We start from the raw sequence: 14,316 nt of genomic DNA, 5'->3' as shown, positions 1-14,316 counted from the left end.
TTCTAATAGATATTTGTAGTTTAATTTATTAAATATAGTTCATACCTCGGTATAACAATTAAACAACAATTATACCGAGGTAAAATAGTGCGTTACTTGTTCAATGAATCAACTAGTTTTTGTTGTTGTTCGTAATCAGCGAGTGTGTCTTCAACTATTTCTATAGCTATTTCATCCCAAGTTTGTTCGCTATCTGGATGTAAATTGACACTTCCATATCCCCATGCTCCACGACGATCTGTATCGTATTGACTATCTCCTGTGTGTATTTCATATGAACCATTCAGCAGTTGTAGTCGTATATCAACGTACTCAAATTCGTCTTCAATGTAATCAAATGAAGTAAAGATATCTCTAGCTGCTCTAGCAACTACCGTAATAAGTTCTTGTTTGTCGTACATAGTATATTTCCTGTAATTAGATAATAAAAAACCCGCTATTTGTTGTAGTGGGTAAGTGTAGAGAAATGTGAATGATGTGCGGCATTTTAAAAGTAAATGCGATCGTATCCGTTATGAGTCATTTCCATTTCGTTTATTTCAACCGCTTCACGAGCACAATTCTTAGAACAAAATTCAATATCTCCCCAATCTTTTAATTTCCATCTGCTATCCGGATTGAGAATTATATAACATACGGGACAATAAGTAACTTCAACATTTATACTTACACACATAAATTTTCTCCAGTTATTTTTCTACAACGCCACCGTTCCAATAACTCTGCGTATTGCAATCACCACACATCAGTGCTTCTTGTCTTGTAGCTAACCACAGATATGTAGACAACCTATTGAGAAAGCCAGCATAACCGTCAATATTTATGACGATACGTTGAGCAATGTCTGGTTGTTCGCGTACCGTATCGATAATAAATTGCATAATGATGTCATGCCGCCGCCACTTCGTAAATGCACGTTCAACATCACGTATTGAAATACGTATAGTATCTAGAGCTATATATTTCAAACTATTATGAATGACAAAATCAGCAGCTTCTCCGACAACTTTATCTTCTTTCAGTTCGCACACATTCCATTCCAAATCATCAGATATATCTACTGAAAGAGCGTGACGATCGCTGTTTCCCTTGAGAAAACAAAATGAGCTAATTGAAAAACTGTTACTTTTCAACCATTCCAACAATGATAATAGTTCGCAGTATTCCAACTCATATGTTGCCAGTGTTTGAGATATCTGATTGTTCAGGTGCTCAATCTCACTATATATCCAACATGATGGATCGTCCTTACTGATTGAGTGACCATCAAGCAACAAACTATACCCTCTGTCGCCATTGCCTTGGTTGTACTTGTGAGTGATTCTGTTACTCATATTGCTCCTTCAAACCAATCGTAATAATTGAATAGTACTTTCAGTAACTCTGACTTACTTTTTCTATAGATTGGAGGTATTGCTATTCCATAGAAATCAATAAGTGATTGCAAGTCTTCGGTAGAAAAATAGTGGATGTTGTTACGCATGAGGGGAATTGCTAGTCATCATAGCTTGAATTACTGGTGTAATTACTGTAGATGTAATTGTCAAAATATGATTCTGCTCTTTTTCTTTTGCGTTCATTCAGAAGATCTTCTACTTCACTACTTGTCAATTGTTGCTTGCAATCCGAGCAAACATATTCATCCTTTCCTCTTCTTTTTCTGCTTTTTTGATGGGAACAATAAGGTTTCATGATGCGCTACCTTTCAATTGCGATTGCCTGGATATATTACCAAATTTCGTTTTGCTTTCCGTTGTATATATTCTTGTACGGCTTGCATATGAAGATTGATTCTTGTTACTGACGGAAGATTGTCTGCGATCTTGCATTCTTCATTCACAGTAAAGAAGTAATCCTTCCATTCGTCCGATGTATGTGGTCGATCTTTGTCAAATTCTGCCAAATTGAATTCTGGATTGATAAAATCATGACTGAACAATTCTATCTTGTTTTTGTCAGCATAGATTTTGAGTATACCGTGGGCTGTCATCATGTATTCAGTCATTTCATTTTCCTCAATAATTGATTACTTCAAGTAGATCGTCAACCCTGACTGTTGTAAACAATTCAGATGCTATCAACGAACTGGGCAAGCGCCGCTAGCACAATCAGATCCCAGATCTGCTTCCTCATATCGTTGTTCGTACTTTTGCAGTAATTCTATCAACTGCAATTCTGTTGGCATTGGTGTTTCAACTTTCAAGGCAGCATACTCTTCCGGGTTTGATGTCTGGTACGGCAAGTTCGGATACAACACTTTACCATCGTCATCCAACGGATTGAACCGTGGTAAAAAACTGATGCCAATTATGTCATCGTAATTTTCGTACAACCATACCGCTACATCATCCCATTCATTTTCCGCAACTGATATTGTGATGCTGCAATTGTGCTGCACGTAATATTTCATTACGGTCTTGTATCTCTCAAGTTGTACCAATGCGGGTTCATCAATTGAGTTGATTTTGGCTGATGTTTTGATGGGGAATGTGAACACCCAAGTGTTGCACTGTTCGGCAAACAAATCATCTCCTTGAGAGTTTTCAGGTACTGGTCGCAATCCTAAGTCGTACAACACCATAGCCAATGGATCTTGGCGACTCACACGAATGCGGCGCAAGTAGTAAGGGGCATATGGTCTGTGTATCCCACTAGATACAGTTGGTAATTGCGACAATGAGCCACTAGGTTTGATGGTGGTTTTCAGCAAGCTGCGTTCAATTCCGAGTGAATCATGGTAAATGTCAGCTTCCTTGTCAACGATTGATTGAGTTGTCGCGAAGAACAGTTCAATCTGTTCTTGGTTCCAGTTGAGCATATCGAACGCTTCAACTATTCCAGTCATGGATACACCAAGCAGGCGATCGCGTTTTTGCATTTTGTCCCATTCTGGATGCCACATAGTAACAAGAGTGATGCGGGAACCCATTCTGGTAATCAAGCGAATTGTTTCTACCCATTTATCCCAATTGAATGTTCCATCTGTGTTGACATGAGCAACAACGTTTGCTTCTGTGAGATTGCAAACGCCTCGATCGTCCAACAAAATCTCACCACATGGGTTGGTCAGCTTTCTTGACTGGTGTTTTTTCTGAGCATTACCAATACTGTATATTCCAGGTTCCCCTGATGTTCTGACACTTTCCATCAATTCTTTGAAGTACTGCAACCCTGGATTTTCGTACAAGGTAACGGAATTATTACTCATGACTCGTGTCGCTCGTTTATCCGTCAACGATTCATCGTTCCACAAATTCTTCTTAGCTGTGATGAATCCTGAATCTTCCAAATCTCCTAGTGCTAACTGAGAGGAGCGTCGAACACCTCCGACAACCACGGCAATACCAATAGAATTCAGAATGTCCAGACATTGAACGCTAGATAATTGTCCTGGCTCTTTCAATTCATTGACAATATCAGATACCCTTTGTATCAAGGATTGGAGAGCACCGTGACCGCTAGCTCTACCACCAAATGTCTTGAGTATATATCCTTCTGGACGAACGTAATCGTAATTGATTTCAACAGCTTCAATGCTTGGATTTGTCATCAGCGTTAATACCAATCGCAAAGTATTGACCCAACCCACACGACTATCACCAACTATGATTTCAGCAATTGTTGCTTTTTTTGGAACTAGTAAATAATTGATATCTGATGCAATGCGCAAGTCTTCTTCTTCATATTCAGAATCAGTTATGAATTTTTTTCTACCAGAATCATCAACGTAATAAAACTCAATATTAGTATTTTCTTGCTTGATGTATTTGTTGTATTCGTATTTCACATTTTGCAATTTCACGCCAGGATAAAACATGGGAAGATTGTCTATCCATTGTTTCTCTACAGAGAATCCATATCCCGTTCCAACCATGAGCATATAGAAACATTCTGCAAATTTCGAGATGCTATCAGTTGTTGCTGCCGAACAATTGAAGTTGGCTGTACCATTTACTTCGGTTATTTTTGTATTACCGATCCACAGCGTTCTCCCTGCTGGAAAACCGCGCAAATTGAACATTGTATCAAACAGTTGTTCGGCTTCTTTTTGTTTGTCTCCCAAAAAAGTAACTTCATCGAGATTCAAAGAGTATTCAACAACACGCAATACAACTTCCCTCCAATACTCTCTTCTACCCAGTTCATCAATGAAGCGAGAGTATGTTCGCAAAAAAACAATAGTACCAAGTTCACCGAATGGAGGTTGTTTATCGACGTACTGTGAATAGAAATCCCATGAGATATATTTGGGTGTCAATAGAGAATAGTACGCTTGTGTATCGTTAATAGACATAATTGATTCCTTTAAATTATGAATGTTTATAATCGACAATATTTACTTCTTACTATCGTATGGTTTATTAATTACCTTAAATGAAAAGTCACCACCTTTGATAACAACACCTTCAAACGATTGCTCGTTAATTTTTTCTACCTCACTGTACTTCACTATGAGTTCACAATTAAGTACTACATTTTCTTCAAGTATATCAACGGTGGGTAGTTCGAGTTCTCGACATACGTCCAGAAAATAATGCTTATCTCCTTTGTATGCGTATCTCATCTCATCAATTAACCATACATTGTAGAATGCGATACTTTTGTGGAGTTTGGAGTGTGGGTTATTCTTGTTATTCTGAATCCCCTGTCCGTAAGATTCACCACGCAAGCAGATGTTAATGCTGTGAGTTTCACAGTAGGATGCGAGTTTACTGTAGAGATTCAGCTGACCAACATGAATTGTATAATTGTTGATGACACTTGGATCGAACTGTTGATTGCGACTGAGAATGCCGAATTCACCATCTTTGTAGAAAAATGAGCAGGATTGACCATCGACTTTCAATGTCACATCAACCAGTTGTCCGTAGTAATCATTGAGGTTTCGGACATTCTGCCAGTTGGTTTCATCTGTCTTGGCGATCGCAAAAGGAAGTCCGGGTTTTCCACCTTCATCCGGTATCAGAGCATCGTATTTTACGATACTCAGGAGTTCCGCAACATCCGTTCCTACAGGATAATCGGTATCCTCCAATAAATTCATGCTTTCCACAATACCAAACGAGTAAAATCCACATATTTTCTGTGCGCGAACTCGCTTACCATATTTACTGTATATCGCCGCCCATTCCGTGTTTGGTAGTACACTATCCGGTTGGATAAGAATTACCTTGTCTCCCGGTAGTAACAATCCCTTCGCTACAACACAAGTGTATTCAAGAACCTTAGCTATTTCCAGTCGTTCGACTTCTGGATCTGGATGTGGGAATATATCAACTATTGTTTCTACAGTTGCTAGATTCATATATTTTCTTTAAATATTTATAAGTGATAGAAAAATATGGTTCGTCATCACGATGAATCAATACATCGTTATCTTTTATCGACAAGATATAGTATCGCTATCCCATGTACGAGCGTCTTCACCGTAGTCGATGTCAGCACAGTCACTTTCATAGCGTATGTATACTTTATATCCACTACCTTCAACTACTTTCTTAACTTTTTCCATAGCTTTACGATTTGTATCTTTATATTGATCTTTACCGTCAGCACTAAATATCCACATAACTATATTTCACTGTACGTATGTTTTATCTGAAGGAAGAAAATATTAGATTTACCCTTATTCCTTCGTTCAATGATTATATAGCTAGTGTGGAATTACTTAAAACAATCTATCTAACAATTCATCCCATATGCAATCTGGATGATGTTCAATACGACCACTCTTATCTACAGCGTATTCAGTACCATCGTACCAAACGAGCGTAAATGGTTCAATCTTACCTTCACGAACTAATACTTTAGCTGCAAGTACGACTAAGTAGTTCGATGTCCATGTTGAACAATACGTTAACCTAAGTGCGTAGATTTCAGCGTTAGCATCGTTCGTTACTTCTTTTATTTCGATACTATTTGGTACGTAATACAATCTATTCATTTGTTTCTACCAGTCAATACACCAATAATGTAGAACACAACGAATAGTATGAATAGGTGGAACTTATCGTGTTTCATTTTCAACAACCTCAACTTCAATATCAGCATATTCATATAATGCAGCTTGTATCTCAAGCGCCGCTTCAAGATTGTCACCAGTCAAGAACAACTGTGGTTCGCCAAACCAGTATATGAGATTGTAGTTCACTTTGTTTCTACAGTGTATGATACTTTCTTTTCATCTAATAGACCCAATAGTTCGTCAAGTTCATCTTTCGTAACCATGACTATTGGCTCGCTCGTAACTATAACATACAGTTGCTTATTGGTATCCATAATTATAATTCTATATGGGTAGAAAAAAGAGCGCCGTTGTAGACGCTCTTGACTATGGTATCGTATTGTTTGATTATTGTGCTACATCATACTTTTTCCATCATCTCGCTAATTGCACCATTGATGTCAGATCTAGGTATAAACTGTTTCAATAAGCGTTTAATTACTTTGTGCTGTTGTTCGATTTTACGTTCTAACAAAACTATGTACTCGTTTGCTATGTTTCGATTGATGTACTCACTGCTGTAGTACCATAATTGTTTATCCTGTGCTGCTTTTGCTTGTATTAATTGTTGTTCGTCTTCATTAGACCACATCATCGTCATACATCTTCTCCATGTCTTCTTTTGTAACGTAAATATCCATTGCGTAATTGTTACATTTTTTGAGAACTCGTTGTAGTTCGAGTTGTAACCACGCTATTTTGTCTTCTAGTAAAAAAATGTACTCACCTGTAACTTCAGAATACTGTCCTTCTTCTATGTGTTGTTTATAGATCGATTGAAGTCGTTGTTCGTCATCATTATTCCAAATCATAATTCATCGTTCTCCTTTGTCTATACATCGTTGATTGCTCCTATTTTATTTATCTCATTCATACACAACTGTAAGTAAAACTGGCAATCTATGTTGTACTCTGAGAAATGTTCTACCGGGTAATAGTCATTGAACAGAGTTACAAAGCTACCAGAAGCCAACACTGCTTCTGTTTCTACCTCCTGCATTTCTTCCCGATATACAGCAGGTATGACTTCGCGATCGCGCACCTTGTCACGATATTTCTTCATCTTGCCAGTTTTAGGATTGATGCGGCGTTCCTCCACATACTCAGTAGGTATGATTTGTTTTGGATAAACCTCTATTTTGACCTTCTTTATCTCCTTTTTAACCTTTTTGAGTATTTGTCCTGACATTGTGCCCAACTCATCTATTGATGGTCTGGATACAAAAAAACGAAGGGTTTTCTGAACTTCTTGTTTGTTCAGAACCACATCGTTATTGCGCGGTTCAGCGTACTCGTGACCCTTATCGTTGTGGGTGATGATGGTACGGTCGATAGAAAAAAGGAATGCTTTGTACTGTGACCCCATCTTCTGACTGAAGCAGAAGTCGTAAATGTCATTGTGTTTGTATATGGTTGTCTCAGGGTCAATTCCATCCAAGTAGTACTTTTGGAGTGCGATCGCCACGACTGGGAACTCAAATCCCTTGAGTATTCCTTTGATTGGTAAATAGCAACCATCATCGTGTTTTGGTAGGTCGTACTTGTAGTACGGCTTCAGGTATGCACCACCAGGAACGAAGTCACCTTTGATTTTGATAGTACCATCTGACTTCTTGGCTAAGTACGTGTTCACGTCTCTACGTGCATACAGATCGTAGTACGCATCTTCCATTACAAATCCTGTTTCTATCTCCCACGCTCGAATGATGCATTTTACTGGAACGAGATCGTATTCTGGAATGTACAACAAAATACCATCAGTGTTGGCACTGATGACTTCGTAGCCGTATTCCACAGACAGCATCTCGATGAGCTTCAGAAGCCACAATTGATTAACGACTGTGGTTTTGTACGTACACAAAAGGTCGTGCAGCATGAAATTCAGATATCCAAACAATCCGAAAATTGCATTGAGAGAAATCTTCAATCCGTATTCCAAAGCTGCATAAATTACTGCTTCTTTCTTCCTTTTTTTGTATTGTTTTCTATCCTCCAATGTACCAATCAAGGTACTGATAAAGATCGTTGTATCGAGATGATCGGGGCATATCTCGTAGTTGATGATGGCTTGCGGGTAGTACGATGTGACATCCATATCAACCAACAAATATCCATTCTCCGATCTGAAAATTCCAGGTTTGTCTACACTGTGAATTCCTCCCAGTCCCAATTGAAGTTCCAGTCCATTCACGGCAATCGATGGTAATGAAAGCTTGAAGTTCTTAGCCATCGTTACTTACCTCAATTTCATCTTTGGTCAACTTGATTGATTTCAGTTGTTGCAAATACTGTTGCAATTGTGGGGTAGAAAAATTAATTTGTTCTGGTATGACATCCTTGAAATCAATAGTTTCTCTGATGGTGCGGCTGTACTTTATCTTCTTGGTATCCGCACCTGGATATTTTTTCTTGTATTCTTCTATATAGCGTTGACTGAATAATTCTTTACCAATACCAGAATCGGACAAACTGTGCAAATTGAGCTTGTAACTCTCAGACAGCAATTCGCGCATCTCAAGTGACAGTCTCATGTACTCCAACACCTTGCAGGTTATCTCTACGTCATTCTTGTTGTACTCCTTCATCAACTCAATCTGCTCGGGTTGAATCTCAGCATCAAACGGAATAGGTAGGTCTTGAATCTTCTCGTGCTTGAGGTTGACTGCCGCACCTTTCAATGATATCGCATTGAATCCGGCACGTATCACTTCCATGCAATCGTATGACTCAAATGGACAATTGTATCTGTATGGATTGCGATCGCCTCTGATGAGAGTTTGTGCGAATCTCCACAATTCTTCTACAGTAATGTTTGGATTTCTCATCAAATGAACGATGACACCATCGTCGAAGTTCCAGTTGTTGTAGCCAATCCACGATCTTTTCTTGCTGTCAACTTTGCTGTGAAGAATGTTCAGGAATTGCTTTCGCTCGTCAATTATATTGTGCCAGATGCGCCGATCGTCAATTCTGTCAAACCAAGTGTACGTTCGATACTGTTTTGCACGCAATGAATACATCGTTACCATGAACATATTGCGATATATCTCAACGTCATATACAATTCCGCAACTGTACAATCTCTCCAACATACAATCACCTCACGTATTCATCACCAATTGCTTGAGTTTGTCAACGTGCATCGATCGCAACGCCGACTTGACAGTATCGAATCTCTTGCCGCGCAAAGCAAACAGTATCGAATGATACGGAAAATTCTTGATTGCGATTGCGAACTCCTTTTGATTCTCAATGTCACGGTACTCAGTATATGATTTCTCTATCTTTTCTACCAATTGTCGGTATCTAACCACGCATTCCTCGTACAAATCCTTGAATCCTGGGAAGTACGCCAGAAACTCATCCGACTCGTTCCACCGAATGATTGAAATCATGCGAGTATGCGTCATGACTTCCTTCGAGTGACACAGCGCAACATAGTGCGGCGACTTCAATTTCACGCGATTGAAGTCGCTATCAGTAATCACATATCCCTCGGAATCAATGCCGTACAGATTGTTGGTAGAAAAAATGGCATCTTCAATACTGCTGAAGTCAAAAACGCGCACCGTTTCTATGTGTGGTTGTTGACCAATAGTGCGTTCTTTGAGTGTCAATCTATCGCGAGCACCATGCGCCACCAATCTGCTTTTCCTGTGATGCACGAACACTTGATTGTATGGCGTACACAACTCAAAAAAGTAATTGAAATCGGGATGCAACCATTCCGTCTGATATCCCAACTCGCGAAACACTTTCCATGTGAGTTCTGCATACGTCACGTCAAGACCGCCCACTTTTCCACTGGCATCCGGCGTTCCTCTTGTGCTGACATTCCATTTGTTGTCATAGTACCAGAACGAAATGAGTGTACCATCAAGCTTCTCGTACACTTTGGCAGTGCTCCAGTCGATAACAGCAGCAGCACCTTCACCGTAGTTGAAGAATCGCTTGTATGGGAAATTCACAACTTCCCAGTCTTTTGCTTCATCGAGTATCAATCCACGGCATTCACAAACTATTGAGTGAGATTTTGGTGAGTCTATCTGGTCGTAATCAAGCAGCACGAGGTTCGAGTATGTGTTGTGTCGCTTCATTTTGATGCCGAATTCGGCAGTAATCGAGTTCGGGTACAGTCGTAAGTATTCTTGTGTTAGTAACATCTATTATTTTTTGTTTGTAGAAAAAGGAATGCGCCTTGAACGCACTGTAACAATATCTTCTCAGTCATCACATTCCGAAGCTTTCGAGCACCTTCCATCTCTGAATTCCAGATGAGCAACAATACACCTTCCTCATCAATTAGAGTAATACGGAAGATGCACTTGTCATATAAATACTTCAGGTCTGGATAAAACTGAGTCTTGATGTAAATACAATTTGTCTTCTGTAATTGCTTGACTACGTGAGCAGCTTTCTCTTTGTAACCAAGCATTTTTTCTATCTCCGACTTCCAATAATAAGTTTTTCCATCTACGTCAACTCGTAAAACGTCGAGATCGTTCAACAATATATTCAGTACGGATGTGTCTGTCATTATCTTGCTTTTGTAAGTGGTTCGTCATATTTTACTCTTTGAAACAATAAAACCGCATTCTTGTGGAATACGGTTGTTTGTAATATTGAAATTTGTAGAAAAATGGACGTTACACAAGTCGTAAATCTATTTCGTTTCCAAGGTCATGATAACTCGGTGCGAACTCTTCATCGCTCAAACTCAGGTAAATGCAAGCTTCGGTGAGCGCTTCAGATAATGTTTCTACATCCCAGACAACATTATTCTTCAGAACAAGTCTTTGATAACACTCTTTTTCTAACATTTCTCGAACAATGACGGTTATTAGTTGTGCGTTAATGCTAGTTCCCCACTCTCTGCCGCGATCTACAGCTAATTTTATTTCAAACCTCTCTCTATCTTTGTTTTCCATGATTTGCATTTCTGCTTTACTTCTAGCATCTGCTATATCCGGTCGGTCGCCAAAACCGTCTACATCCCATCTTTTAAAATTTGGATTCATGTTTATCTCCTATAATATAAAAAACACACCAACAATTTAACACTGTTGGTGCGAAGTTTGTCTCTTTATGAATTTAAACTAGGCGGCGTACCGAATTTGTTGACGTTGTGGGAACTGGAGAACTTGTGCGTTCTCGCGAATTCTGTAACTATCAACAATTACGAGTTGCTTATTGTATATTTCAGCTTCAATTCTGTAATACTTATCAACTGCCGTTCCACGAGCATTACCATAATCATCAATGGTGGCACTGTTATTCAAGTGACCGACTAATTTGATTTTCTGGTCATTACGTCCTTTCTGAAGTTTAACTAGGATGAACCCGTGATTGCGATTTTCGTAAATCACTTTACCGCATACTTTCACAATGTCCATATCTAATTCATTGATGTCCTGATTAACTGGAGTACCGATAATCGTGAAATCCAGATGTGGCTCCTGTTCGTCCTGATAGTTAAATACTGAAGGATGAAGTGTATTTGGAACTAGTATGAGAGGACGTTTTTCAGATAGGTTCAATTCACCACTTCTTACTAGTTCTTCTACTTTCAAAGTAAGGGTAGCCGGATAAGAGCTACCGCAAACATTTACTCTTCCATTACTATATGTTCCCGTTGTTATTAATCTCGCTGTCTGACGCATTTAATTTAATCTGTTCCGATCTATATGTACCTTCTACATTCTGTAGATAATACATATGATACTTCTTATCCTTGTCATAAACGATGCGTTCGACAGTTGATGAAATATCTTCATCGATTATAATTACAGAAACACCTATTTCGTATTGGGGTGGATAGTAAACTAACCATAGTTTATCATTCTCCTCTTCTGTTAATGCTAAACGCAGAGCGTTATATTTGTCTTTATTTTTCTCAGCGTAGAGGGGTTTGAGTATTTTCTCAACAGTCTTTAAATTACGCTCATCTATTGCTTCCTTGATTTCTATTAACGTTTGCTGAAATATACGGTTTTCTAATTCATTTTGTTCGCGTTCCTGTTGTTCGCGTTCTTGTTTCCTTTTCTCTATCGATTCTTCTTGTTCGAGGTAATATTCGAGCCACGATTCACCATTCGGATGAATGCAATAAACCCACTGTTTGATAGATCGATCGGCGTATGCCATAATACCATCGCTACCCAACATATCATTTAGTCGATTTTTAACATCTTCTTCGGTTGAATCAGTTATTCCAATCAATTCATTTTTTGTATAACCGAATGGAACAGGTCGTTCGTCAATATCGACATCATTATACTGTTTGTCCCATTTATCCCAACGTTCAAATAGTACGCGAAGTATCTTGTTTTGAAGCTCCAGGTTCTCCGGTGTCAAAACTGTATCCTTGCTTACAGAGAATTCCCACCTGTTAGCTTCTTCCTTGACAATCTTGTATTGAATTGTCACTGGATCGCCATCGCGTGGAACGGTGTTGAGTTGCACGTATGATTCATTAGTTTGCGGATCTTCTACACGAGATAGAACAAAGTTACCGTCATTAGCACGTGTTATACCAGATCGACCGGCAATACTGTTCATCCTTCCTTGAGTGGAATTGTTGTCACCTTGTTTATTAGCATGGTGAACTAGAACGATAGTGAAATCGTTTTGTTGTGCGAGTCGTTGTAATCGGTAAAGATGTCCGGGTACTTCTGCTGATAGTTCATCTAATCCAGCTTTCTCAAACGAGCTACCGAGAGCATCTATCAGAACCAACTTGCAATCAAGCTCTTTTACCTTGTGTAGAATAAGCTCTTGCTCTAACGCGATGTCGATCTTGTGAGCGATAGTGATTTTGTCATCCCAGAGTGTTTTTCTGTAAAGGTCAAAATCCGTTAACTCAAGGTCTTGTATGCCGCCTGTCAACACTCGCTTACGAGTAGTCTTGACAAGATTTTCCTCATTCTGAATATACAGCACATTTCCCCGTACCGTATTTCTACCAAGGAACGGTTGTCCGAGAGCCACGCTGTTAAGCATCTTGGTGATGAACAAACTCTTTCCAACTTTGGCGCTGGCAGCTATTAGAATGAGTGCGCCAAGCGGTATCAAACCTTTGATGAGTGATGTATCCGGCATAGATTTACTCATCTCAATAAGTTCGCCAAGTTTGTAAAACCTGGCATTACTCTGCTCTATTGAATAAGTGATGATGGTTTGCTGCCTGAGTTGGCGGTCTGGAATAAAGTTTGCCAACCACGCATCAAGAGCCACACGTTTGCGGTTCTTGGAAATTACATCGTTAGTGTCATTAATTCCTCGAATACGACGTTTACATTCCTCACCGAGTACGACACTGAAATCCTCATCCATCTGTTCGTATGATTTACCAAACTGATGACACTGAGATGCGATCGCTTCTTGTACTTTATCGTGAGTGCTATTTAAATGTCGTCGTAAAAAAATAATATAATCATCACTTTCGGTATCTGTATCTAGTATTTTTATCGTATCCATGTGTCAATCAACTCCTTGATATTTACTCCTCTTTCATTCAGATCGACAAAATCATCACTGTCGTTCATAGGAATATCACCATAATCAAATACCGAACACGATATGCCCACATTCCAAGCAGCACGTTGGACGATACTAGCTTTTTTTCTACCCATTTCATCATAGTCTGGTAAGTATAATACATTTGATATCTTTGGGTTCGTTAGGTTTGCGGCAATGTAGGTTTCACTCCATCCGAATGGAGGTGGTGTTAGTGTGATATATCCAGTTACTGAACTAACAACATCTGCTGTTTTCTCTCCCTCACATATGATAGCTGTTCCAGATGATGTAATATATCTTGAGTTGAACAACCCAAAGGAACTATGACTACCATATTTCCAAATCGAACCTGATAAATATTTAGGGTAACATTCCTTTCTGTTATTGATATCAGCATAATCTACACGTTCAATAATACAACGTTCATTATATATATAATTTGTTATAACTCTATCTTGAAGAATGCGACGTTTAGCAGGTTCATAACTGGTAGAAAAAGAGATAGGCGGTTTCAGTTTACCTACTTCAATGGGACGAACGTATATGTCACTTGAAACAGGTTTATAATCGCCTGTACCACCCATAGGAGCGCCAAGCTTGCTTCTTATATCTTTCGTATTACAAAAGCCGCTATAGCACGTATATGCTTGATTCTGAAGACGTACTTTAAGTTTACTACCGCCGCATACAGGACATTGATACCACTTTTCACTATTGTTTCCACCTGTAGATTGAAGTTTATGTTCGTAATCAAGTATTTGAAATACCATGTTCGTTTACCTCGACTTGCAATA

General features: G+C 39.0%; 19 protein-coding genes. All 19 read right to left on the bottom strand.

Going from position 1 to position 14,316, the window contains the following annotated elements:
• Positions 1-92: 92 nt before the first annotated feature.
• The 19 genes from ACKTT2_RS44805 to ACKTT2_RS44715 all read right to left on the bottom strand — a co-directional run bounded on the left by ACKTT2_RS44805 (position 93) and on the right by ACKTT2_RS44715 (position 14,292).
• Positions 93-401 (bottom strand): hypothetical protein, encoded by a 309-nt coding sequence (locus ACKTT2_RS44805; RefSeq protein ID WP_407898869.1) that lies wholly within the window; start codon positions 399-401, stop codon positions 93-95.
• Positions 402-487: 86 nt separating this feature from the next.
• On the bottom strand, positions 488-676 hold the full coding sequence (locus tag ACKTT2_RS44800) for a hypothetical protein (RefSeq protein WP_407898867.1): 189 nt from the start codon (positions 674-676) through the stop codon (positions 488-490).
• Positions 677-689: 13 nt separating this feature from the next.
• Positions 690-1,334 carry a cobalamin adenosyltransferase family protein gene (locus ACKTT2_RS44795; RefSeq protein ID WP_407898865.1) on the bottom strand — a complete coding sequence of 215 codons (645 nt, stop codon included), beginning with the start codon at positions 1,332-1,334 and terminating at the stop codon, positions 690-692.
• Between the two features lie 371 nt (positions 1,335-1,705).
• Complete coding sequence (locus ACKTT2_RS44790; protein ID WP_407898864.1) at positions 1,706-2,005, bottom strand: hypothetical protein; 300 nt, start codon at positions 2,003-2,005, stop codon at positions 1,706-1,708.
• A gap of 72 nt (positions 2,006-2,077) precedes the next feature.
• The gene (gene nrdJ / locus ACKTT2_RS44785) at positions 2,078-4,294 is read right to left on the bottom strand and encodes a ribonucleoside-triphosphate reductase, adenosylcobalamin-dependent (protein ID WP_407898862.1); all 2,217 of its coding nucleotides are present in this window, start codon (positions 4,292-4,294) and stop codon (positions 2,078-2,080) included.
• 42 nt (positions 4,295-4,336) lie between these two features.
• Complete coding sequence (locus ACKTT2_RS44780) at positions 4,337-5,305, bottom strand: RNA ligase family protein (RefSeq protein WP_407898859.1); 969 nt, start codon at positions 5,303-5,305, stop codon at positions 4,337-4,339.
• A gap of 75 nt (positions 5,306-5,380) precedes the next feature.
• Entirely contained in the window at positions 5,381-5,512 is a 132-nt protein-coding gene (locus ACKTT2_RS44775) for a hypothetical protein (RefSeq protein WP_407898857.1), read from the bottom strand.
• 495 nt (positions 5,513-6,007) lie between these two features.
• Positions 6,008-6,151, bottom strand: a complete 144-nt coding sequence (locus ACKTT2_RS44770; RefSeq protein WP_407898855.1) for a hypothetical protein — start codon at positions 6,149-6,151, stop codon at positions 6,008-6,010.
• The gene (locus tag ACKTT2_RS44765; RefSeq protein WP_407898853.1) at positions 6,148-6,279 is read right to left on the bottom strand and encodes a hypothetical protein; all 132 of its coding nucleotides are present in this window, start codon (positions 6,277-6,279) and stop codon (positions 6,148-6,150) included. The genes ACKTT2_RS44770 and ACKTT2_RS44765 overlap by 4 nt, the downstream gene beginning before the upstream one ends.
• An 86-nt stretch (positions 6,280-6,365) precedes the next feature.
• Positions 6,366-6,605 carry a hypothetical protein gene (locus ACKTT2_RS44760; protein ID WP_407898851.1) on the bottom strand — a complete coding sequence of 80 codons (240 nt, stop codon included), beginning with the start codon at positions 6,603-6,605 and terminating at the stop codon, positions 6,366-6,368.
• Positions 6,586-6,816 carry a hypothetical protein gene (locus tag ACKTT2_RS44755; RefSeq protein WP_407898849.1) on the bottom strand — a complete coding sequence of 77 codons (231 nt, stop codon included), beginning with the start codon at positions 6,814-6,816 and terminating at the stop codon, positions 6,586-6,588. The genes ACKTT2_RS44760 and ACKTT2_RS44755 overlap by 20 nt, the downstream gene beginning before the upstream one ends.
• Positions 6,817-6,836: 20 nt before the next feature.
• Positions 6,837-8,234, bottom strand: coding sequence for a hypothetical protein (locus tag ACKTT2_RS44750; RefSeq protein ID WP_407898847.1), 1,398 nt, complete (start codon positions 8,232-8,234; stop codon positions 6,837-6,839).
• A complete protein-coding gene (locus ACKTT2_RS44745; protein WP_407898845.1) occupies positions 8,227-9,033 on the bottom strand; it encodes a hypothetical protein in 807 nt (268 codons plus the stop codon). Before ACKTT2_RS44745 ends, ACKTT2_RS44750 begins: the two co-directional genes overlap by 8 nt.
• A 72-nt stretch (positions 9,034-9,105) precedes the next feature.
• The gene (locus tag ACKTT2_RS44740; protein WP_407898843.1) at positions 9,106-10,101 is read right to left on the bottom strand and encodes an RNA ligase; all 996 of its coding nucleotides are present in this window, start codon (positions 10,099-10,101) and stop codon (positions 9,106-9,108) included.
• A 56-nt stretch (positions 10,102-10,157) separates the two neighbouring features.
• Positions 10,158-10,541, bottom strand: a complete 384-nt coding sequence (locus ACKTT2_RS44735) for a BRO-N domain-containing protein (protein WP_407898841.1) — start codon at positions 10,539-10,541, stop codon at positions 10,158-10,160.
• A 109-nt stretch (positions 10,542-10,650) separates the two neighbouring features.
• The gene (locus ACKTT2_RS44730; protein ID WP_407898839.1) at positions 10,651-11,022 is read right to left on the bottom strand and encodes a hypothetical protein; all 372 of its coding nucleotides are present in this window, start codon (positions 11,020-11,022) and stop codon (positions 10,651-10,653) included.
• Positions 11,023-11,100: 78 nt separating this feature from the next.
• Positions 11,101-11,664: a hypothetical protein gene (locus tag ACKTT2_RS44725; protein WP_407898837.1), complete on the bottom strand. Its 564-nt coding sequence runs from the start codon at positions 11,662-11,664 to the stop codon at positions 11,101-11,103.
• Positions 11,624-13,480 carry an AAA family ATPase gene (locus ACKTT2_RS44720; protein WP_407898835.1) on the bottom strand — a complete coding sequence of 619 codons (1,857 nt, stop codon included), beginning with the start codon at positions 13,478-13,480 and terminating at the stop codon, positions 11,624-11,626. Before ACKTT2_RS44720 ends, ACKTT2_RS44725 begins: the two co-directional genes overlap by 41 nt.
• Positions 13,468-14,292: a hypothetical protein gene (locus ACKTT2_RS44715; protein ID WP_407898833.1), complete on the bottom strand. Its 825-nt coding sequence runs from the start codon at positions 14,290-14,292 to the stop codon at positions 13,468-13,470. Before ACKTT2_RS44715 ends, ACKTT2_RS44720 begins: the two co-directional genes overlap by 13 nt.
• Between the last annotated feature and the right edge of the window lie 24 nt (positions 14,293-14,316).

This window comes from Scytonema hankhaensis NUACC26, assembly GCF_045865695.1.
Taxonomy (GTDB): domain Bacteria; phylum Cyanobacteriota; class Cyanobacteriia; order Cyanobacteriales; family Nostocaceae; genus Scytonema.
Note: the sequence above shows the minus strand (reverse complement) of the source record. Positions and strands in the feature narration are given on the sequence as shown.

Coding starts and splice junctions, on each gene's coding strand:
- ACKTT2_RS44800 (WP_407898867.1), bottom strand. CDS start 676: ATGTGTGTAAGTATAAATGTTGAAGTTACTTATTGTCCCGTATGTTAT.
- ACKTT2_RS44780 (WP_407898859.1), bottom strand. CDS start 5,305: ATGAATCTAGCAACTGTAGAAACAATAGTTGATATATTCCCACATCCA.
- ACKTT2_RS44760 (WP_407898851.1), bottom strand. CDS start 6,605: ATGACGATGATGTGGTCTAATGAAGACGAACAACAATTAATACAAGCA.
- ACKTT2_RS44725 (WP_407898837.1), bottom strand. CDS start 11,664: ATGCGTCAGACAGCGAGATTAATAACAACGGGAACATATAGTAATGGA.
- ACKTT2_RS44720 (WP_407898835.1), bottom strand. CDS start 13,480: ATGGATACGATAAAAATACTAGATACAGATACCGAAAGTGATGATTAT.
- nrdJ (WP_407898862.1), bottom strand. CDS start 4,294: ATGTCTATTAACGATACACAAGCGTACTATTCTCTATTGACACCCAAA.
- ACKTT2_RS44715 (WP_407898833.1), bottom strand. CDS start 14,292: ATGGTATTTCAAATACTTGATTACGAACATAAACTTCAATCTACAGGT.
- ACKTT2_RS44795 (WP_407898865.1), bottom strand. CDS start 1,334: ATGAGTAACAGAATCACTCACAAGTACAACCAAGGCAATGGCGACAGA.
- ACKTT2_RS44735 (WP_407898841.1), bottom strand. CDS start 10,541: ATGACAGACACATCCGTACTGAATATATTGTTGAACGATCTCGACGTT.
- ACKTT2_RS44740 (WP_407898843.1), bottom strand. CDS start 10,101: ATGAAGCGACACAACACATACTCGAACCTCGTGCTGCTTGATTACGAC.
- ACKTT2_RS44755 (WP_407898849.1), bottom strand. CDS start 6,816: ATGATTTGGAATAATGATGACGAACAACGACTTCAATCGATCTATAAA.
- ACKTT2_RS44775 (WP_407898857.1), bottom strand. CDS start 5,512: ATGGAAAAAGTTAAGAAAGTAGTTGAAGGTAGTGGATATAAAGTATAC.
- ACKTT2_RS44765 (WP_407898853.1), bottom strand. CDS start 6,279: ATGGATACCAATAAGCAACTGTATGTTATAGTTACGAGCGAGCCAATA.
- ACKTT2_RS44730 (WP_407898839.1), bottom strand. CDS start 11,022: ATGAATCCAAATTTTAAAAGATGGGATGTAGACGGTTTTGGCGACCGA.
- ACKTT2_RS44790 (WP_407898864.1), bottom strand. CDS start 2,005: ATGACTGAATACATGATGACAGCCCACGGTATACTCAAAATCTATGCT.
- ACKTT2_RS44750 (WP_407898847.1), bottom strand. CDS start 8,234: ATGGCTAAGAACTTCAAGCTTTCATTACCATCGATTGCCGTGAATGGA.
- ACKTT2_RS44805 (WP_407898869.1), bottom strand. CDS start 401: ATGTACGACAAACAAGAACTTATTACGGTAGTTGCTAGAGCAGCTAGA.
- ACKTT2_RS44745 (WP_407898845.1), bottom strand. CDS start 9,033: ATGGTAACGATGTATTCATTGCGTGCAAAACAGTATCGAACGTACACT.